The 18,347-nt window shown below is 66.9% G+C and carries 20 protein-coding genes and 1 tRNA gene; 6 read left to right on the top strand and 15 right to left on the bottom strand.

Annotated elements, in window-relative coordinates; translation table 11 throughout:
- Nucleotides 1–94 precede the first annotated feature (94 nt).
- The 6 genes from GRZ55_RS05435 to GRZ55_RS05460 form a co-directional block, all read right to left on the bottom strand.
- Complete coding sequence (locus GRZ55_RS05435) at nucleotides 95–751, bottom strand: DedA family protein (RefSeq protein ID WP_169285873.1); 657 nt, start codon at nucleotides 749–751, stop codon at nucleotides 95–97.
- On the bottom strand, nucleotides 690–1,037 hold the full coding sequence (locus GRZ55_RS05440; RefSeq protein WP_169285874.1) for a hypothetical protein: 348 nt from the start codon (nucleotides 1,035–1,037) through the stop codon (nucleotides 690–692). Before GRZ55_RS05440 ends, GRZ55_RS05435 begins: the two co-directional genes overlap by 62 nt.
- A gap of 115 nt (nucleotides 1,038–1,152) precedes the next feature.
- A complete protein-coding gene (locus GRZ55_RS05445; protein ID WP_169285875.1) occupies nucleotides 1,153–1,371 on the bottom strand; it encodes a hypothetical protein in 219 nt (72 codons plus the stop codon).
- A gap of 47 nt (nucleotides 1,372–1,418) precedes the next feature.
- Nucleotides 1,419–1,814 (bottom strand): cupin domain-containing protein, encoded by a 396-nt coding sequence (locus tag GRZ55_RS05450; RefSeq protein WP_169285876.1) that lies wholly within the window; start codon nucleotides 1,812–1,814, stop codon nucleotides 1,419–1,421.
- 112 nt (nucleotides 1,815–1,926) lie between these two features.
- Nucleotides 1,927–5,424 carry a transcription-repair coupling factor gene (mfd, locus tag GRZ55_RS05455; protein WP_169285877.1) on the bottom strand — a complete coding sequence of 1,166 codons (3,498 nt, stop codon included), beginning with the start codon at nucleotides 5,422–5,424 and terminating at the stop codon, nucleotides 1,927–1,929.
- Nucleotides 5,421–5,714: a succinate dehydrogenase assembly factor 2 gene (locus GRZ55_RS05460; protein ID WP_169285878.1), complete on the bottom strand. Its 294-nt coding sequence runs from the start codon at nucleotides 5,712–5,714 to the stop codon at nucleotides 5,421–5,423. Before GRZ55_RS05460 ends, mfd begins: the two co-directional genes overlap by 4 nt.
- Before the next feature lie 95 nt (nucleotides 5,715–5,809).
- Here GRZ55_RS05460 and recG point away from each other — a divergent pair, with 95 nt between their 5' ends.
- The 3 genes from recG to GRZ55_RS05475 all read left to right on the top strand — a co-directional run bounded on the left by recG (nucleotide 5,810) and on the right by GRZ55_RS05475 (nucleotide 9,203).
- Entirely contained in the window at nucleotides 5,810–7,915 is a 2,106-nt protein-coding gene (recG, locus tag GRZ55_RS05465) for an ATP-dependent DNA helicase RecG (RefSeq protein ID WP_169285879.1), read from the top strand.
- Nucleotides 7,916–8,129: 214 nt separating this feature from the next.
- A complete protein-coding gene (locus GRZ55_RS05470) occupies nucleotides 8,130–8,417 on the top strand; it encodes a GIY-YIG nuclease family protein (protein ID WP_169285880.1) in 288 nt (95 codons plus the stop codon).
- 375 nt (nucleotides 8,418–8,792) lie between these two features.
- Nucleotides 8,793–9,203 carry a hypothetical protein gene (locus GRZ55_RS05475; protein WP_169285881.1) on the top strand — a complete coding sequence of 137 codons (411 nt, stop codon included), beginning with the start codon at nucleotides 8,793–8,795 and terminating at the stop codon, nucleotides 9,201–9,203.
- Between the two features lie 20 nt (nucleotides 9,204–9,223).
- On the opposite strand, the gene GRZ55_RS05480 is transcribed toward GRZ55_RS05475, so the two are convergent.
- From GRZ55_RS05480 to glmU, 3 genes are all read right to left on the bottom strand, one after another.
- Nucleotides 9,224–9,934: a DUF502 domain-containing protein gene (locus GRZ55_RS05480; RefSeq protein ID WP_169285882.1), complete on the bottom strand. Its 711-nt coding sequence runs from the start codon at nucleotides 9,932–9,934 to the stop codon at nucleotides 9,224–9,226.
- A 91-nt stretch (nucleotides 9,935–10,025) separates the two neighbouring features.
- Complete coding sequence (glmS, locus tag GRZ55_RS05485) at nucleotides 10,026–11,849, bottom strand: glutamine--fructose-6-phosphate transaminase (isomerizing) (RefSeq protein ID WP_169285883.1); 1,824 nt, start codon at nucleotides 11,847–11,849, stop codon at nucleotides 10,026–10,028.
- A gap of 175 nt (nucleotides 11,850–12,024) precedes the next feature.
- Nucleotides 12,025–13,371, bottom strand: a complete 1,347-nt coding sequence (gene glmU / locus GRZ55_RS05490; RefSeq protein ID WP_169285884.1) for a bifunctional UDP-N-acetylglucosamine diphosphorylase/glucosamine-1-phosphate N-acetyltransferase GlmU — start codon at nucleotides 13,369–13,371, stop codon at nucleotides 12,025–12,027.
- Nucleotides 13,372–13,467: 96 nt separating this feature from the next.
- Here glmU and GRZ55_RS05495 point away from each other — a divergent pair, with 96 nt between their 5' ends.
- Nucleotides 13,468–14,391 (top strand): DMT family transporter, encoded by a 924-nt coding sequence (locus GRZ55_RS05495; protein ID WP_210257229.1) that lies wholly within the window; start codon nucleotides 13,468–13,470, stop codon nucleotides 14,389–14,391.
- Nucleotides 14,392–14,394: 3 nt separating this feature from the next.
- Here GRZ55_RS05495 and GRZ55_RS05500 read toward each other — a convergent pair whose 3' ends face one another.
- A complete protein-coding gene (locus GRZ55_RS05500) occupies nucleotides 14,395–15,168 on the bottom strand; it encodes a cytochrome c biogenesis CcdA family protein (protein WP_169285885.1) in 774 nt (257 codons plus the stop codon).
- A gap of 200 nt (nucleotides 15,169–15,368) precedes the next feature.
- Between GRZ55_RS05500 and GRZ55_RS05505 the strand changes: the two genes are divergently transcribed.
- Nucleotides 15,369–15,444, top strand: a tRNA-Lys gene (locus GRZ55_RS05505).
- 208 nt (nucleotides 15,445–15,652) lie between these two features.
- Here the strand turns inward: GRZ55_RS05505 and GRZ55_RS05510 are convergent.
- The 3 genes from GRZ55_RS05510 to GRZ55_RS05520 all read right to left on the bottom strand — a co-directional run bounded on the left by GRZ55_RS05510 (nucleotide 15,653) and on the right by GRZ55_RS05520 (nucleotide 17,079).
- Nucleotides 15,653–16,000: a uroporphyrinogen-III C-methyltransferase gene (locus tag GRZ55_RS05510; RefSeq protein WP_169285886.1), complete on the bottom strand. Its 348-nt coding sequence runs from the start codon at nucleotides 15,998–16,000 to the stop codon at nucleotides 15,653–15,655.
- A 170-nt stretch (nucleotides 16,001–16,170) separates the two neighbouring features.
- Entirely contained in the window at nucleotides 16,171–16,542 is a 372-nt protein-coding gene (locus tag GRZ55_RS05515) for a DUF2155 domain-containing protein (RefSeq protein WP_246734553.1), read from the bottom strand.
- Between the two features lie 138 nt (nucleotides 16,543–16,680).
- Nucleotides 16,681–17,079, bottom strand: a complete 399-nt coding sequence (locus GRZ55_RS05520) for an NADH:ubiquinone oxidoreductase subunit NDUFA12 (RefSeq protein WP_169285888.1) — start codon at nucleotides 17,077–17,079, stop codon at nucleotides 16,681–16,683.
- Nucleotides 17,080–17,224: 145 nt separating this feature from the next.
- Here GRZ55_RS05520 and GRZ55_RS05525 point away from each other — a divergent pair, with 145 nt between their 5' ends.
- Nucleotides 17,225–17,641 carry a hypothetical protein gene (locus GRZ55_RS05525; protein WP_169285889.1) on the top strand — a complete coding sequence of 139 codons (417 nt, stop codon included), beginning with the start codon at nucleotides 17,225–17,227 and terminating at the stop codon, nucleotides 17,639–17,641.
- A 5-nt stretch (nucleotides 17,642–17,646) separates the two neighbouring features.
- Here the strand turns inward: GRZ55_RS05525 and GRZ55_RS05530 are convergent, their stop codons facing one another.
- Both GRZ55_RS05530 and GRZ55_RS23610 read right to left on the bottom strand, forming a co-directional pair.
- On the bottom strand, nucleotides 17,647–18,147 hold the full coding sequence (locus GRZ55_RS05530) for a GNAT family N-acetyltransferase (protein WP_169285890.1): 501 nt from the start codon (nucleotides 18,145–18,147) through the stop codon (nucleotides 17,647–17,649).
- A 50-nt stretch (nucleotides 18,148–18,197) separates the two neighbouring features.
- Complete coding sequence (locus tag GRZ55_RS23610; RefSeq protein WP_256379791.1) at nucleotides 18,198–18,326, bottom strand: hypothetical protein; 129 nt, start codon at nucleotides 18,324–18,326, stop codon at nucleotides 18,198–18,200.
- Between the last annotated feature and the right edge of the window lie 21 nt (nucleotides 18,327–18,347).

Below are 18,347 nucleotides of genomic sequence, written 5' to 3' on the forward strand. Positions count from 1 at the left end.
TCCCCTCCACGCGCCAGAATCAAGCCAGGGGTCTGGCCAGTTCGATCTCGCCTCTGATCGGAATGCCAGAGGCACCAACTGGGCACAAGGCGCCCTACTGCCTCGGCCGCCGCCGCTGCGCCAGCCTGAAAAGCAGCACACCCAGCAGGACGGTGATGATCCCGGCGGTCAGGAATGCGATCGAATTGCCGAGCAGCTCCGCCAGCTGCGCTATGCGGCTCGAGAATGCGTAGCCGAGGCCGACATAGACCCCGACCCAGATCGCCTCTCCGGCGGTGTCCCAAAGCGTGAAGCGCGCCCAGCCCATGCGCGTGGCGCCCGCCAGGAGGTTGACGTAGGGGCCGAGCGGGCTGAACAGCCAGGTGCTGAAGAAGACGCCAACGCCGCCCCACCGATCCACGATCCGTCGCGCCCTTCCGAACACGATGGCGCGATTCGGCTCGCTTTCCAGCCGCGCGGTCAAGGCTGCGCCACCGAACCTGCCGATGTGGTAGCCGGTCTGGTCGCCGAGAACCGCGCCGGTCAGCGCAGCCAGCAGGACATGCGTCGCGGAAAGATCGCCGGACGCGGCAAAGGCTCCTCCGGCAAGCATGACGAAGGACGTCGGGACCGGCAGGCCGAGACAGGAAAGATAGGTGGCAGCCAGGATCAGGACGATCCCGTAGGTCGAAACGAGACCGAAGGCGATCTCAGTCATCGAGGTCGGCTCGATGGTCCAGAATGGCGGCGCGAAGGCTGGCCGCGATCTCATCGACGCTCTCGCCCCTCTCGGCGGCAATTTCCGCGACCGTCAGCCGGGGGCGCTCGCCGGTTTCGAGGTCGAGGGCCTCAGTCAGCACCTCGGGCGGCACGTTCCACGATCGTGCGATATAGCGGATCGGCATCCACCCTTCGATCGTCTGTTCCTGATGCGCCGGATTGGCCCAGTGAAGCGTGAAGATGACGGTGCGAACGAGGAAGAACGACGTCAGCGACAGCGCCACCAGAAAGACGATGAACAGCCCGCGGTGAGCGCGCCATAGCTGCGTGATGCTCATGTCGGGCGGCTCCCCGGCCTGTATCGCGGTGAATCGGTTCGGTGCCGCTCGGCCGACGGTCGCTCACGCTGTCCCACGGGACAATCCGCCGATCGGGCGCTGCCGCTCCGACCCGCTACTTTCTCTCGCTGTCGGCCTGGTTCTTCAAGGTCAGATACATCAGACCCAGATAGACCGCCGGCACGATGCCGAGGATCATGAACTCCAGGAAGCCGGCTGGCGCGCATTCCATGCAGGCGAACCGATATGCCGTATAGGCCACGGCGGCCAGGATGATCGCCAGGCCCGTCCACCAGGCCATCATCGGATTGCGCGATCGGGTGTCGTTGGCCATGTCCGGTTCTCCCTTTGGTGCCGCCGCGGACATGCGCGGGGCGACGGCTACTCGCTCGTCACGCCATCGAAATGCTCTTCGTGCGCATCGGCGTCGGCCTTGGTGGCGTGGACCGTTCCATGGCGATGCTCGGGTGGGGCGTAGAGGGTGTAGAGCCTGAGGGGCTCGCTCCCCGTGCTCTTCACATTATGCCGGGCACCCGCCGGAACGATCATGGCCATGTCTGCTCCGATCTGGCTGACGACGCCATCGATCAGGATTTCTCCCGATCCCGCCTCGACGCGGAAGAATTGGTCGCGGTCGTCGTGCACCTCTTCGCCGATTTCGTCGCCGGGCTGAATCGCCATCAGCACGAGTTGCAGGTTCTTGCCCGTGTAGAGAACGCGCCGGAAGTCGTCATTCTCCTCCGTCAGGTTCTCGATGTCGTCGACGAAACCTTTCATGGGGTCTTCCTTGGTGTTCGAGGCATTCAGGGCATCCGCGTGGGTGCAAGGTCTCACCCTACAGGCTTGTTCGGGCGCAGCGTTGATCGCGATCAACTTCGCCTTCCCGCCTCTACCCCGCCTTTTCCACCAGCCCTGCCAGCTGCGTCATCACCACCGCGGCGCCCTTGAGCCGCTTCTCCGGGGTCGGCCAGTCGCGCGAGAAGAACACGCTCTGGTCGGGCCGGATCTTTGCGAGCGACCCCTGTTGCGCGATGAAGCCCACCAGCCCCGTCGGATCGGGGAAGGAATTGTGGCGGAAGGAAACGACCAGCCCTTTCGGCCCGGCGTCGAGCTTTTCCACATTGGCCGTGCGGCAGAGCGACTTGATGAAGACGATCTTCATCAGGTGATCGACCTCCTGCGGCAGCGGTCCGAAACGATCGATCAGCTCGGCGCCGAATCCGTCGATCTCCTGCGGGCTCTGCAACTCGCCCAGCCGACGATAGAGACCGAGGCGCAGCTGCAGGTCCGGCACGTAGTTTTCGGGGATCATCACCGAGGTGCCGACCGCGATCTGCGGCGACCAGGCCTCGTCGACGGCCGCACCCGAACCCTTCATCTCCGCCACCGCCTCCTCCAGCATCTGCTGGTAGAGCTCGAAGCCGACCTCCTTGATGTGGCCCGACTGCTCCTCGCCGAGCAGATTGCCCGCCCCGCGCAGATCGAGATCGTGGCTCGCCAGCTGGAAGCCGGCGCCCAGCGTATCGAGCGACTGCAACACCTTGAGCCGCTTTTCGGCCAGCGTCGTCAGCGAGCGCTTGGCCGGCAGGGTGAACAGCGCGTAGGCACGGAGCTTGGAGCGTCCCACCCGCCCGCGCAACTGGTAGAGCTGCGCCAGCCCGAACATGTCGGCGCGGTGCACGATCAGCGTGTTGGCACTCGGGATGTCGAGGCCGGATTCCACGATGGTGGTCGACAGAAGCACGTCGTAGCGCCCGTCATAGAAGGCGTTCATCACGTCGTCGAGCTCGCCCGCCGCCATCTGGCCGTGGGCCGTGGCGACCTTCAGCTCCGGCACCTGTTCGGCCAGGAACTGCGCCACTTCGGCAAGATCCGAAATGCGCGGCACGACATAGAAGCTGTGCCCGCCGCGATAGCGTTCGCGCAACAGCGTCTCGCGGATCACCAGCGGGTCGAACGGCGCGATGAAGGTGCGCACCGCCATGCGGTCGACCGGCGGCGTGGCGATCAGCGACAGCTCGCGCACCCCCGTCAGCGCCAGCTGCAGCGTGCGCGGGATCGGCGTGGCCGAAAGCGTCAGCACGTGCACGTCCGACTTCAGCTCCTTCAGCCGCTCCTTGTGCTTGACCCCGAAATGCTGCTCCTCGTCGATGATCAGCAGGCCAAGGTTCCTGAAGGTGACCGCGGGGCCGAGCAGCGCATGCGTGCCCACGACGATGTCGACGGTCCCGTCGGTAATGCCCTTCTTGGTTTCGGCCAGTTCCTTCGTGCCGACCAGCCGCGAGGCCTGGCGCACCTTCACCGGCAGGCCGGCGAAGCGTTCGGAGAATGTCTTGAAATGCTGGCGCGCCAGCAGCGTCGTGGGCACCACCACCGCCACCTGCAGCCCGCCCATCACCGCCACGAAGGCCGCCCTCAGCGCCACTTCCGTCTTGCCGAAACCGACATCGCCGCAGATCAGCCGGTCCATCGGCCGCCCGAGCGAGAGATCGTCGATCACCGCGTCGATGGCCGACTGCTGGTCCTCGGTCTCGTCATAGGGGAAGCGTGCGGCGAACTCGCCATAGATGCCGTCCGGCGGCGACAATTGTGGCGCCGGGCGCGTCTGGCGCTCGGCGGCCAGCGCGATCAGCTGTCCCGCCATGTCGAGCAGGCGGCGCTTCAGTTTCGCCTTGCGCGACTGCCAGGCGACGCCGCCGAGCTTGTCCAGCACCACGCCGGCCGCATCCGAGCCGTAGCGCGACAGGAGTTCGATGTTTTCCACCGGCAGGAACAGCCGGTCGTCGCCCGCATAGCGGATTTCCAGGCAGTCATGCGGTGCGCCCATCGCTTCGATGGTCTTCAGCCCGGCGAAGCGGCCGATGCCGTGATCGGCATGCACGACGATGTCGCCGGACGACAGCGATGCGACTTCGGAGATGAAGTCCGCCGCCCGCTTGCGCCTGCCGCGCCGCACCAGCCGGTCGCCCAATATATCCTGTTCGGCGATCACCGTCAGCCGCTCGGTCTCGAAGCCGGTCTCCAGCGGCAGCACCGCCATGGCCGCCGTCTCGGCCGGCAGCTTCTCGGCGTCGCTGAGTGTCTCGACGGTCCTCAGATTGCCGAGCCCGTGTTCGGTCAGGATCTGCGACAGCCTGTCGGCTGAACCCGCCGTCCAGCCGGCCACGATCACCCGCCGCTTGGCCTTGCGCAGGGCGGCGATGTGGCCGACCACCTCGTTGAAGACATTGGCCGAAGGGTCTGCCCGCTCCTCGGCGAAGCTGCGCCCCGACCGGCCGCCCGCATGGATCACGCGCGCGCTACCTCCCTCGGGCGCCTCGAAGGGGGTGAAGGACAATGTCTGACGGCCCGCGCTTCTCTGCGCCACCTCGTCGGGGCTCAGATACAGCCCGTCCGGCGCCATCGGGCGATAGGGCACCGCCTCGGCGATCGCCCCGCCTTCCGCCTGGCGCTGCCTCGCCTCGTAATGGTCGACGATCAGTGTATGCCGCTCGGCGATCGCCTCTTTCGCCAGGTGGTCGAAGACGATCGTCGCCTCGTCGAGATAGTCGAACACCGTCTCCAGCTTCTCGTGGAAGAGCGGCAGCCAGTGCTCCATCCCCGCGAACCGCCTGCCCTCGCTGACGGCTGCATAAAGCGCGTCGTCCCGCAGCGGCGCCCCGAAGGCCTCGATATAGCCGCGCCGGAAACGGCTGATCGTCTCCGGCGTCAGCGTCACCTCGCTCATCGGCTGCAGCTCGACCGAGCGCTTCTGGCCGGTCGAGCGCTGGGTTGCCGGATCGAAGGCGCGGATCGTCTCCAGCGTGTCACCGAAGAAGTCGAGCCGCAGCGGCTCCTCCGCGCCCGGCACGAAAAGATCGAGTATGCCGCCGCGCACCGCATATTCGCCGACCTCGCGCACGGTCGAAACGCGCTCGAAGCCGTTGCCCTCCAGCCGCGCCACCAGGCTTTCCATGTTCACGACGGAGCCGGGCTGCGCAAAGAAGCCCTGCGCGGCGATTGCGTCCGCCGAGGGCATGCGCTGCAGCACGGCATTGGCGCTGGCCAGCACCAGCGCGCGGTGCGGGGCGGCCTTCAGCGCCGCCATCTGCGTCATCGCCGACAGCCGCCTGGCCGCCACCGCGCCGCCGGGCGACACCCGGTCATAGGGCAGGCAGTCCCAGGCCGGCAGTTCCAGGATCGGCAGGCCGGGGGCGGCAAAACGCACGATGTCGGCCAGCGCCGGGATCATCTGCCCGTCGCGCGCCACGAACAGCACCGGCCCCTGCCGCGCCGGATCGGCCGCGAGCGCCGCCAGCACGAAGCCGGCATGACCGTCGGCCACGCCGTCCAGCACGAACTGTCCCGAAACGTCCGGCGCCAGCGCGATTTTCCCGATCAGGCTCATGTCTCGCGGGGCCTCGCCACCTGGCGCGAAGCCTCGAGGATGCGGCCGAACAACGCCGTGTCATGCACGGCGGCCACCTTCTCCCGCCCCGTCAGCCAGTCCAGGATTTCCTGGTCCTGCACCTCCAGCAGCGCCTCGAACTGCGCGAGTTCGTCATCCGACAGCGTCTCGATCTCGCGGTCGGCGAATCCGCCCAGCACAAGGTCGGTCTCGCGCATGCCTCGATGCCAGGCGCGGAAGCGTGCCCGCCGCCTGCGGTGATCGAGTTGGTCGCCCGGCTGTCCGCTCATGGAAGTTCTGTCCTTTTCGACGATGGCGCGCATATAGCGCGCGTGATCTCCGATGTCAGCCTTGCGCGGCGATCCTGCCGACATATTGTGCCCCCATGCGCCCATCCCTCCTCGATCCCCTCTTCGCCCCCGTCACGACGCTTTCCGGCATCGGGGAGAAGCTTGGCCATCTCCTGGCCCGCATCGTGCCCGTCGACACGGCCGGCCGCGAGCTGCGCGTCGGCGACCTGATCTTCGCCCTGCCGCACTCGCTCATCGACCGGCGCAACCGGCCGGGCATCGCGCTTGCCCCCGAAGGCGCCATCGTCACGCTGGAAGTGCGCATCGACCGTCACCAGGCGCCGCCGCGCGGCTCCAGCGCCCCCTACCGCATCTTCGCCCATGACGAGACCGGCGAGATCGCGCTCACCTTCTTCCGCGCCAAGGGCGACTGGCTGGCCCGCCAGATGCCCGAGGGCGAGACCATGCTGGTGTCGGGCCGCATGGAATGGTTCAACGGCCGCCCCTCCATGGTCCATCCGGACCACGTGGTGCCGATCGACAAGGCCGACGAGCTGCCCGAGATCGAGCCCGTCTATCCCGGCACCGCCGGGCTCGCCCCCAAGATCCTGCGCCGCGCCGTTGTCGAGGCGATCGCCCGCGTCCCCGCCCTGCCCGAATGGCAGGATGCCGCCTTCATGGCCAGACACTCTTTCCCGTCCTTTGCCGACGCGCTTGCCCGGCTTCACGCGCCCCGCGATGCCCATGATTTGGCGCTCGAATCGCCTTCCCGCCGCCGCCTCGCCTATGACGAGATCCTGGCTGGCCAGCTGGCGCTGGCGCTCGTGCGGGCCCGCATGAAGCGCGCCGCCGGCATTCCCCTTCTGGGCGACGGCGCCATCGAGGCCAGGATCCGCGCCGCGCTCCCCTGGTCGCTCACCGCCTCTCAGGAGACCGCGCTTTCCGAGATCAAGGAGGACCTTTCCTCGCCCGAGCGCATGCTGCGGCTGCTCCAGGGCGATGTCGGCTCCGGCAAGACTGTGGTGGCCCTTCTCGCCATGGCGCGCGCCGCCGAAGCCGGCCGCCAGGCGGCCCTCATGGCGCCCACGGAAATCCTCGCCCGCCAGCATTTCGCCACCATCGCGCCCTTGGCCGAGACCGTCGGCCTTCGCACCGCCATCCTGACCGGCCGCGAGAAGGGCCGCGAGCGCGCGGCCACCGCCGCTGCCATCGACGCCGGCGAGATCGACATCGTCATCGGCACCCACGCGCTCTTCCAGGAAAGCGTCTCCTTCCGCGACCTGGCGCTGGCCATCATCGACGAGCAGCACCGTTTCGGCGTCCACCAGCGCCTTGCCATGACGGCCAAGGGCACCGCACCCGACATGCTGGTCATGACCGCCACGCCCATCCCGCGCACGCTGGTGCTGACCGCCTTCGGCGACATGGACGTCTCTCGCCTCACCGAAAAGCCGCCCGGCCGCCGCCCCATCCGCACCGTCACGCTGCCCGACGACCGCATCGACGAGCTCGTTGCCCGCATGGAGACGGCCGTGGCCGAAGGCCAGAAGATCTACTGGATCTGCCCGCTGGTCGAGGAATCCGAGGAGGTCAGGCTCACTTCCGCCGAGGAGCGCTTTGCGTCACTCAAACCCGTCTTCGGCGATCGCATCGGCCTCGTACATGGCCGCATGTCGGGCCGCGACAAGGACGAGGCCATGCGCGCCTTCAAGGCCGGTGAGACGCGGCTCCTCGTCGGCACCACGGTGATCGAGGTCGGCGTCGACGTGCCCGACGCCACCATCATCGTCATCGAACATGCCGAGCGTTTCGGCCTCGCCCAGCTCCACCAGCTGCGCGGCCGCGTCGGCCGCGGCGAAAAGCCCTCGAGCTGCGTGCTCCTCTACCACGACCCCTTGGGCGAAATCGCCCGCGCCCGCCTGGCCGTCATGCGCGACACCGAGGACGGTTTCCGCATCGCCGAAGAGGATCTGCGCCTGCGCGGCGAAGGCGAACTCTTGGGCACCCGCCAATCCGGCACCCCCGGCTTCCGCGTGGCCCGCCTCGAAGCCCACGGCGACCTGCTGGAAGCCGCCCGCGACGACGCAAGGCTCGTGCTTACGCGGGACCCGGAACTGGCGGGGGCGCGGGGGGAAGCGCTGCGGCTGTTGCTCTATATGTTCGGCCGCGATGACGCGGTGCGGTTGCTCAGAGCGGGGTAAGCCCCCCACCTTCGGCATCCCAGGGCAAGCAGGCCGAAGGCCGTCGCGCAGACCCTGGGATCCATGCCTGAACAGCCAATGCCGCGCAGGGCGCAACACCGGAACCGGCCATCCATCCCCGTTCAGACAGGGATCCTCGGGTCGAGCCCGAGGATGACGACCCCCAGTGTGACCACCCCTCCCCTGTCCGGCCCCCAGCCGCTAATCTCTCGCCATGACGGGCTATGTCTACATGCTGGCCAGCCAGAAGCGGGGCACGATCTATATCGGCGTCACCTCTTCGCTCGGCCGCCGCATCCCCGAGCACCGGGAAGGCACGGGCTCGCGCTTTACCGGCCGATACGGCGTGCGCCGACTGGTCTGGTACGAGGAACATGTCGACATCCGCGACGCCATCATGCGCGAAAAATCGCTCAAGCGCTGGAAGCGGCAGTGGAAGATCGACCTGATCGAGAAGACCAATCCCGACTGGGAAGAGCTCTTTCGCGGGTGGGGCTGGTAGGGCCCTTCCACGCGGGTTGCCCTTCACCAACGTTCAGGCATGGATCCCAGGGTCTCCATCTCGCTGCGCTCGCCTCCGCCCTGGGATGACGAAGTGCGGAGGACATGGTCATCCGCCAGCGTTGGAATATGTCCAACCCACCCCACGCGCTTCGTCATCCTAGGGCGAAGCAGGCCGAAGGCCGTCGCGGAGACCCTAGGATCCATGCCTGAACGGCCAATGCCGCCAGGGGCGTGATCACCCCCGTGGAGCAATTCCCGCCCCCTCTCCCGCCAACCTCTTGATGCCATGCCCCTTTCCCCGCCCGCCAAATTTTTTCCATCCACACCCTCGGCCCCTGCCGCACACTACGCCCTCGATCCACAGAGGCCCGGCATGCGTTTCCACCCCACCCCCGCGAAGAACGCAAGGCAGCTCCGCCACCTCGCAACCCTGCTCTGCGCGCTGGCCGACCTGGCGGAACGCGCCGCGGGCCGCGCGCCAATCGTCTGCTGGCTCGTCATCGGGCTCATCCGACCCGCCGAAGCGGTCGCCCGCCACTATGTCGATGGAATTGCGCCCGGCGCAGCCCAGATGCCGGCGCCGCTTCGGCCGTTCGGCGGCGCAGAAGAGGCCCGTCGTCTGGCAGGGTGTCTTCGCTTCTTGGCCGCCACCCTCGCCGCATTGGCAAAACAGAGCCTTGACCTTTTTCCGGCAGCACCCGCGAACCGCCGGCCCGCCGACCGGGCCGCGCCATCGCCTGCCGGCGTCATGGCATGGCCGGCCCGGCAACCCTGTCCGCCGTAATGCGGCACGCCGCCGCCGCCCTATTCCACCGCCGTACGCCGGTCCTGTTCGGCCTTTTGGCGCGCTTCGGCGGCAAGCCGCTGCGTGGTCGCGTCATATTCGGGCGAGACGAGGCCTGCCGAAATCACCAGCTTGGCGCCCTCCTCCACGCTCATCGACAGTTCGATGATGTCGGTCTTGGGCACGAAGAGCAGGAAGCCCGAGGTCGGGTTGGGCGTGGTCGGCAGGAAGACGGCCACCGTCTGGCCGGCCGCGTCGCCCACCTTGGCCTGCACCTCGCCGCCCGTCTCCGTGGCCATGAAGACCAGCGCATAGAGGCCCTTGCGCGGATATTCGATCAGCCCGACCTTCTGGAAGGTGTTGGACTTGTCGGAAAGCACCGTTTCCAGGATCTGCTTCAGGCCGTTGTAGATCGAGCGCACCAGCGGCATGCGCCCGACGATGAACTCGCCGGTCTGCACGATCTTGCGGCCGATGATGTTGGCGGTGAGAAAACCCACCAGCGTGATCAGCACCAGCCCGATGATCAGCCCCAGCCCCGGCACGCGGAACGGCACATAGGTGTCGGGATTGTAGGTCGAGGGAATGTAGGGCACGACCCAGGAATCGACCCAGCCCACGAAGGACCAGATCAGCCAGATGGTGATGACCAGCGGCGCGCACACGATGAAGCCCGTGAAGAAATAGGTCCTCAGGCGGTGCATAAGGGAGTGTCTGGGTGTGTCGGTCATGGGTGGTTTCGAAGGGGCCCCGGTCTCCCCCTTCTAGGGCAAACCGGGCTGCTGTTGAATAGGCCAAATGCGGGCGGAAAGACCCGCGGGCCTATTCCACCGTCACCGACTTGGCGAGGTTGCGCGGCTGGTCGACATCCGTGCCCATCACCACTGCCGTGTGGTAGGCCAGCATCTGGATCGGCAGGGCGTGCACGATGGGCGCGCAGATCTCGGGCACGTTGGGCATCACGATCGTCTCCATCGTGTCGACGCTGCAGGCCGCCGCCCCCTTCTCGTCGGTGATCAGGATGATGCGCCCGCCGCGCGCGGCCACTTCCTGCATGTTGGAAACGGTCTTCTCGAAGATGCGATCATGCGGCGCGATCACGATCACCGGCATGGTCTCGTCGATCAGCGCGATCGGCCCGTGCTTGAGTTCGCCCGCCGCATAGCCCTCGGCATGGATGTAGGAGATTTCCTTGAGCTTCAGCGCGCCTTCCATGGCCAGCGGATAGTTCGTGTCGCGGCCGAGATAGAGCACGTGGCGCACCTGGGAGAGTTCGCGCGCGACATGTTCGATCTGCTCCTGCAGCTTGAGCGCCTGGTTGATGTATTTCGGCACTTCCGAGAGCTCGCGCACCAGCCGCTTCTCGTCGTCGCTGGAGATCGTGCCGCGCTGCACGGCAGCCATCACCGCCAGCGAGGCCAGCACCGAGAGCTGGCAGGTAAACGCCTTGGTCGAGGCGACACCGATCTCGGGGCCGGCAAGGGTGGGGAAGATCGCGTCGGATTCGCGCGCCATGGTGGATTCGCGCACATTGACCACCGAGGCAATCGGCATGCCGATCGCGCGGCAATAGCGAAGCGAGGCCAGCGTGTCGGCCGTCTCGCCCGATTGCGAGATGAATATCGCCGCGTCCTTGTCCGACAGCGGAATCTCGCGGTAGCGGAACTCGGAGGCGACATCGATGTCGACGGGCAGCCGCGCGAAGCGCTCGAACCAGTATTTACCGATCAGTCCCGCCAGATAGGCCGTGCCGCAGGCCGAGATCGCCAGCCTGTCGATGGCGGCGAAATCGAACGGCATGTCGATGGCTTTCACCGTGCCCGTGGTGAAGTCGAGATAGTTGGCCAGCGTATGGGAGATCACTTCCGGCTGCTCGTAGATCTCCTTTTCCATGAAGTGGCGGTAGTTACCCTTGTCGACCAGGAAGCTCGTGCCCACCGATTGCTGGCGCTTGCGCTCGACCTTGCTGCCTTCCATGTCGAATATCTGCATGCCGTCGCGGCGCAGCACCGCCCAGTCGCCATCTTCCAGATAGGTGATGGAATCGGTGAAGGGTGCCAGCGCGATCGCGTCGGATCCCAGATACATCTCGCCCGTGCCGTGGCCCACGGCCAGCGGCGGGCCGTGCCTTGCGCCGACGATCAGGTTCTCCTCGCCGCCGAACATGATCGCCAGTGCAAACGCACCCTCCAGCCGCTTGAGCGCGGCGAAGGCGGCATCCACGGGCGCGGCCCCGCGTTTCAGCTCGCGCGAGACGAGATGGGCGACCACCTCGGTGTCGGTCTGCGAGGAGAACGTATAGCCGTCGGCCTTCAGCTCCTCGCGCAGCTCCGCGAAATTCTCGATGATGCCGTTGTGGACCACCGCCACTTCGGCGGAAAAATGCGGATGCGCATTGGTCTCGTTGGGCACGCCATGGGTCGCCCAGCGCGTATGGCCGATGCCGGTCGTCCCGCCCAGCGGGTCGGTGCCGATCAGCCGTTCCAGATTGACCAGCTTGCCCTCGGCGCGCCGCCGTTCCAGCCGGCCGTCGCTTATCGTGGCCACGCCCGCCGAATCATAGCCGCGATATTCGAGCCGCTTCAAGGCGTCCACGATCAAGGGTGCGACAGGCTGGTTGCCCACGATCCCGACGATACCGCACATGGTCTTTGCTCCGTATTGTGTCCGCGCCGGTCGCGACCCTCTGTTGAGATGCCATTAAGAGAAGCAGACGAAGCAGCGAAGTAAATCTTGGTAACGCGACGTGACCGAATAAGCCGGTTTCATCATGAAGTCTATGCGCCCCGACCCGCGCCGCACACCGCCGGGAATGGCGGCTTCAGGAAGAAGCCTTCTTCAGGGCCCTCAGCCGCGATGCCCTGCCCTCCTTGGTCACCTGTCGCGCCCGGCCGAAGGCCAGCGAATCGGCCGGCACGTCGCTCGTGATCACGCTGCCCGAGGCGATGAAGGCGCCTTCGCCGATGGTCAGCGGCGCCACCAGCGACGTGTTCGACCCCACAAACGCGCCGGCCCCGATCTCCGTCCGGTGCTTGGAAACGCCGTCATAATTGCAGGTGATGGTGCCGGCCCCGATATTGGCCTTCGCGCCGATATGCGCATCGCCGACATAGGTCAGGTGGTTGACCTTGGCGCCCTCCTCCAGCACCACGTTCTTGACCTCGCAGAAATTGCCGACCTTGGCGTTGCCGCCAATATCGGTCCCGGGCCGCAGCCGCGCGAAGGGGCCGATCTCGGCACCGCCCGCCACATGGGCGCCTTCGAGATGCGAGAATGCGCGGATGCGCGCGCCAGCCGCCACGCGGACGCCTGGGCCGAAGACCACGTTCGGCTCGATCAGCGCGTCGGCCTCGATCTCGGTGTCGTGCGACAGATGCACCGTTTCAGGCGCCAGCATGGTCACGCCCGCCAGCATGAGGTCCCGGCGCCGCCGCTGCTGCCAGACCGTCTCCGCCTGCGCCAGTTCCGCCCGGCTGTTGATGCCGAGCGCGCTTTCGACGCCCGTCTGCGAGGCGATCGCCTTGAGCCCGCGCGCATTGGCGATTTCGACGATGTCGGTCAGGTAGAACTCGCCCTTGGCATTGTCATTGCCGACCGCCTCCAGCAGCTCCAGCGCATGTTTCCCGTCGATCACCATCAGCCCGCTATTGCAGAAATCGATGGCGAGCTCCGCCGCCGTGCAGTCCTTCGCCTCTCGGATGGCGACGAGCCTGCCATCCGTCTCGACCAGCCTTCCATAGGCGCCGGGCTCCTCGGGGCGAAAGCCCAGCACCACCACCGCGGCATCTTCGCCGACAAGCCGCTCACGCGCCGCGGCCAGTTCCGCCGCTGCCAGCAGGGGCGTGTCGCCGAACACGACCAACACGTCGTCGAACCCTTGCGCGATCGCGTCGCGCGCCGCCAGCACCGCATGGGCGGTGCCCAGCCGCTCGGTCTGCTCGAAAAACCGTGCCTGCGGCGCGAAGCCTTCGGCCGCGGCTTTCACCTTGTCGCCGCCATGACCGACCACGATGGCGACCTCGTCTCCGCCGGCCGCTTCTACCGCGCGCACCACATGGGCCAGCATCGGCAGGCCGGCGACCGGGTGCAGAACCTTGGGCAGTCCGCTCTTCATGCGGGTGCCCTCGCCGGCGGCAAGCACGATGGACAGGCAGCTTCTTGGGCTCATGGTCGACGTCCGGAAAATGCGGGTTGATAGGCAGGCGGCGACTCTTTAACACGCCCGCAGCCGCGATCAAATTCGCCGGCCGCAGGGATTTTCCGTTTGTCCGCATCCGTTTCCGGCCGCACCCGGCTGGCGATCCTCGTCATGATCGTCACCCCTCTGTTCTTCTCCACCAACCTCATCTTCGGTCGGGGCGTGGTGGATGAGGTCGCGCCCTTTACCCTGGCGCTCATCCGGTGGGGCGCGGTCGCGCTGGCGCTTTGCCCCTTCATCGTCCTCGAATGGGCGACCGTCCGCCCGCTGGTCTCGGCCAGGCCGGGCCTGTTGCTGCTTCTGGCCTTTCTCGGCATGTGGATCTGCGGCGCCATCGTCTATCTCGCGCTGGGGCTGACCAGCGCCACCAACGGCACGCTGATCTACACGACCTCCCCGGTCATCATCATCCTTCTGGAAGCGCTGTTTTTCGGGCGGCGCATCGGCTGGCGCGAGGGCGCAGGCGCGCTCATCGCCTTTGCGGGGATCGCCACCATCGTGCTGCGCGGCGATCCGGGCGCTCTCCTGTCGCTCGACTTCAACCTCGGCGATCTCGTCTTCGTGGGTGCCGCCATCTCGTGGGCGGCCTATTCCATCCTCTACCGGTCGGGTCCGCTGCGTGCTGTCTCCAACATGACACTTTTCGCCGTGGTGTCGGCGTTGGGCGCGCTGCTGCTGATCCCGTTCGCTGCCGTCGAATGGGCGCTCGGCTGGCCGCTTCCGGCGACGGGTGCCGCCTGGGGCGGCATTGCCGGCATCGTCGTCTTTGCCTCGCTGCTGGCCTTTTCGGGCTTCCAGTTCGGCGTGCGCGAACTCGGCGCGCCGCTGGCTGGCATGTTCATGTATCTGATGCCGCCTTATGGCGTGGGACTGGCCGTCCTCTTCCTGGGCGAAAGCCTGGAGCCGTTCCATCTGGCCGGCATCGCCATGGTCATGGCCGGCATCGTGCTGGCCACCCTGCCGGCGCGGCTCCTGTCGCGTCCCGGCTGAGCCTCAGCCGAGCAGGCCGAGCGCGGGGAAGGTTTCGAGCAGCCAGAACGCGGCCCACTCCACGCCGCCGGTCATGAACAGGATGCCCGCGATGACGAGCAGCGCCCCCATGATCTTTTCCACCAGGCCCAGATGCACGCGGAAGCGCGACAGGAAGCGCATGAAGGCGCCCGAGAACATGGCCGCGATCAGGAAGGGAATGCCGAGACCCAGCGAATAGGCGCCGAGCAGCATCGCGCCCTCGCCCACCGTCTCGCGCCCGCCGGCCAGCGTCAGGATCGGCCCCAGCACCGGGCCGATGCAGGGTGTCCAGCCAAAGGCGAAGGCCAGTCCCATCACATAGGCGGCAGACGCACTCGCCGGCGAACCGTTGGCCTGGAAGCGCGCCTCGCGCGACAGGAGCGGGATGCGGATGACGCCGAGGAAGTTCAATCCCATCAGGATGATAACGGCACCCGCCGCCAGCGCCAGTTCCTGCTGCCACATGCGCAGGAACGCGCCCGCCGCCGAGGCGCCGGCGCCGAGCACCACGAACACGGTGGTGAAACCCAGCACGAAGGCCACCGCCGCGCTCATCAGTGCGAATCGGGCGGGGCTGGCCGCCACCGCGGCCGCACTGCCGGCGGCGCCCGCCGCGCGCGGCTCGGCCCTGAAATCGTCCATGGAGACACCGGCCATGTAGCACAGATAGGGCGGCACGAGCGGCAGCACGCACGGCGACAGGAAGGAGATCGCCCCCGCCGTGACCGCGCTCAGATAGCCGACATCGATTGCCATGAACCCCTCGGGAAAGCCGTTCGTCCTCGTCGCCCCGCATATAGAGGGCGGGCGGGCACAACGCAAAATCACCAATGCGTGGCGAGGGGTCGCAGGCGGGCGGCAAAACCGCGCCGATCGCCCGAATCCGGCATTGACCGCCACGCCCACCCTGCCTATGTTCCGCCGCACCTTGAGGGCGCGCCAGTCGCCCCTTCCGGGAGCGCGTAGCTCAGTTGGTAGAGCAACTGACTTTTAATCAGTAGGTCCAGGGTTCGAGCCCCTGCGCGCTCACCATCTCTTCCGGGTCGCCATCATCATCGAGAATGCCGGCAGCAACGGTCTCCCGACCGCGCGCGTGCAACATCATGCTGCTCAACATGAGGGTACGGATCTGCGGTGTGAGAATGAGCTTGAAGCGTTGGCTCGCGTGCCGAGCACCAACTCTGCATGCAGCCAGCGCCCGGGCGTGCAGGCCCGGGCGCTGCTGGAAACGCACCGCCTTCTACTCGGCGTCGGTCTCGTCGCCTTCTTCCGCCTCGGGCGCCGCGGGTTCGGTCGCGGCGGGCGTCTCGGTCGCCTGGCCCTGAAGCTCTTCGATCTCGGCGTCGCGCGCGGCGAGTTCGGCTTCCAGCGCCTCGACCTGCTCGTTGAGCGCCTGGTTTTCCGCGGCGAGCGTCTCCGCGTCGGCCGCCATGGTGCCGGCCGTCTCGTTGGCCTGGACGAGTTCGGTCTCCGCCGTCGAAAGCCGCGCCTCGAGTTCGTTGACCTGGCCCATGGCCACGAAATAGCCGATCGCGCCACCGACCACGAGTGCAATCACCGCCGTGATCCAGGTTTTTCCGTCACCCATCTTCATCTCCATTCTTGCAAGGCCCCGCGCGCGCCGCAACGCGTGCGGGCGCCGATCGTCACCCTTCGACGGCATGAATTTTCGTCCAACCCGGAGAGCGGCCGTCGAACGCCCTCCGTATATAGGAACGGGCCCATGGCCCGCACCAGACTGAAACCGGTGTCGGCCGCTCAGTCCGACGGGCCATCCGGCGGCGGCACCTCGGACTCGCCCTTGCAGGCTTTCAGCCAAACGTCATAGACGGCGTGCTCGACGGCGTTCAGACCCGGGCTCTCGGCGAACATCCAGCCCGAGAAGATGCGGCGGATCGTGCGGTCGAGCGTGATCTCGTCGACATCGACGAAGGATTCGGTGCGCGGCTCCTCGCCCTCGCCCGAGCTGACGCACACGCGCGGCGTCACCTGCAGCGCGCCGAACTGCACCGTCTCGTCTATATAGACGTCGAAGGTGATGGTGCGGCCGGTGATCTTGTCGAGCCCGGTGAATTCGGCGACCGGGTTCTCCACGCGCGCCTGCTGGGCGGCGGCAGGCGCCGCCACCATGAGAATGGAAGCGGCACAAGCGATGCCCCGGCATGTTGCGGACAGCATGTTCTTCATTCTCCAGGCCCCGCTTGCTCTCTCGTGGCCTTTCGCTAGGCCCCGATTGTGGCGAGAACGGTCACGTCCCGATCCGAAAGCTCAGTTGCCCGGCGTCCAGGCATCGTAGTCGCCCGTCACGCGCGGGCGCTTCTCCTGCGACTGCACGGAGCCGCGCGGCCGATAGGCCGCGGCCGTGCCGGTCATGTTGGGCACGTGCGGCTTCTGCCACTCGCGCGGCGTGTATTCCTCCGCGCTCGGCGGCGTGTCGACGCGGTGATGCAGCCAGCCATGCCAGCCGGGCGGCACGGCGGAAGCATCGGCATACCCCTTGTAGATCACCCAGCGCCGCGTGCGGCCCTCCGAATCGGTGCCGCCCTCGTAATAGAGATTGCCGAACTCGTCCTCGCCGACGGCGGTGCCGGCCCGCCAGGTGTGGAAGCGGGTGTTGAGATTCTGCCCGTTCCACCAGGTGAAAATCTGGGCGAGGAGCGTCTTCATGATAGACCCTTTCGGCGCCTGCGCGCTGCGTGCCTTGTCTGGCGACCTTATGGCGACTGGCCGTGGCCATTGCAAGACCTGTCGAACCGGCCCAGGATCGATTGCGACTCAACCGGGCAAGGGCGGGCATGGGGATGAAACGGACATGAAGGCGGGCATCATCGCAATCGCGGCACTGGCCATCCTGGCGACGCTTCAGCCGGCCGCGGCACAGCGGCTGGGCATCGCCATCGTGGAAGCGCCCGAACAGTCGAGCGGCATGTGCTTTGCCGACAATCTCGACCGCGGTTTCGACTGCGCACGCGCCGAATGTGTAGCGGGCGGCGCCGAAAGCCGCGATTGCCTGCGCGTGGCGTGGTGCTATCCGGCCCGCTGGAGCGCGGACGTATTCTTGCAGAGCAGCGAGGGCTTCCACTGGCACGAATATCTCTGCGGCTGGGCCACGCGCGAGGCCGTCGAGGCGGCGGTCCGCGTCAAATGCGAGGAGCAGGGGGAACTTGAGCTGATCGAATGCGCCATGGTCCGGCTCTGGGACGAAGGCGAGGAGATCGCCTTCGAATAGCAGGCTCAATCGGCCCAGACGATCGGCCGCTCGTAGATCGCGGCCGGAATGCCCGAGCCCGCCTGCCCGCAATCCGCCGTCTGGCCGACCTTGGCGAAACCCTGCTGATGGTAGAAGCCCACGGCCTTGGCATTGGCTTCTTCCACCTCGAGACGCATCTTGTCGGCGTCGGGAAAGCAGCTTTCGATCTCGTCGAGCAGCAGCGAGCCAATGCCCTGTCCCTGCAGGCCAGGACGCACATAGAGCTGGTGCAGCGTCACCGTCTTGTCCTCGGGCGAATAGGTCGCGAAGGCGACGCCGCCGAGCGTGGCACCGTCATCGGCGACGAGGAATTCCGAGTGCGGCTGGTCCAGCCGCGTTTCGAGCGTCGCGGCGGAATGCCATTCATCGGTGATCGCGCGCACGCGCTCGGCCCCGTAGATCGCGTCATAGGTGTCGTGCCAGGTCGCGACCAGAAGCTCGCGCACGGCCGCAATATCCAGGCTGGAGACGGTTCTGACGAACATGGGCTACTCCGCGATCGGGCAGGCTCTATGGCCATGCGCCCGTCCGCCCGTCAAGGCAGAAGAGCCGGCCCTGCGATCGCATGCGCGAAGCTTCCGCCGCCCAGCGCCCACAGCGCGGCCACGAAGAAACCCACGAAGACCAGCAGCGCGATTTCGAATTCAAAGTTTCTCTGGCTCATCTGCATCCCCACGATCAGATC

The organism is Chelativorans sp. ZYF759, assembly GCF_012911015.1.
Lineage (GTDB): Bacteria > Pseudomonadota > Alphaproteobacteria > Rhizobiales > Rhizobiaceae > ZYF759.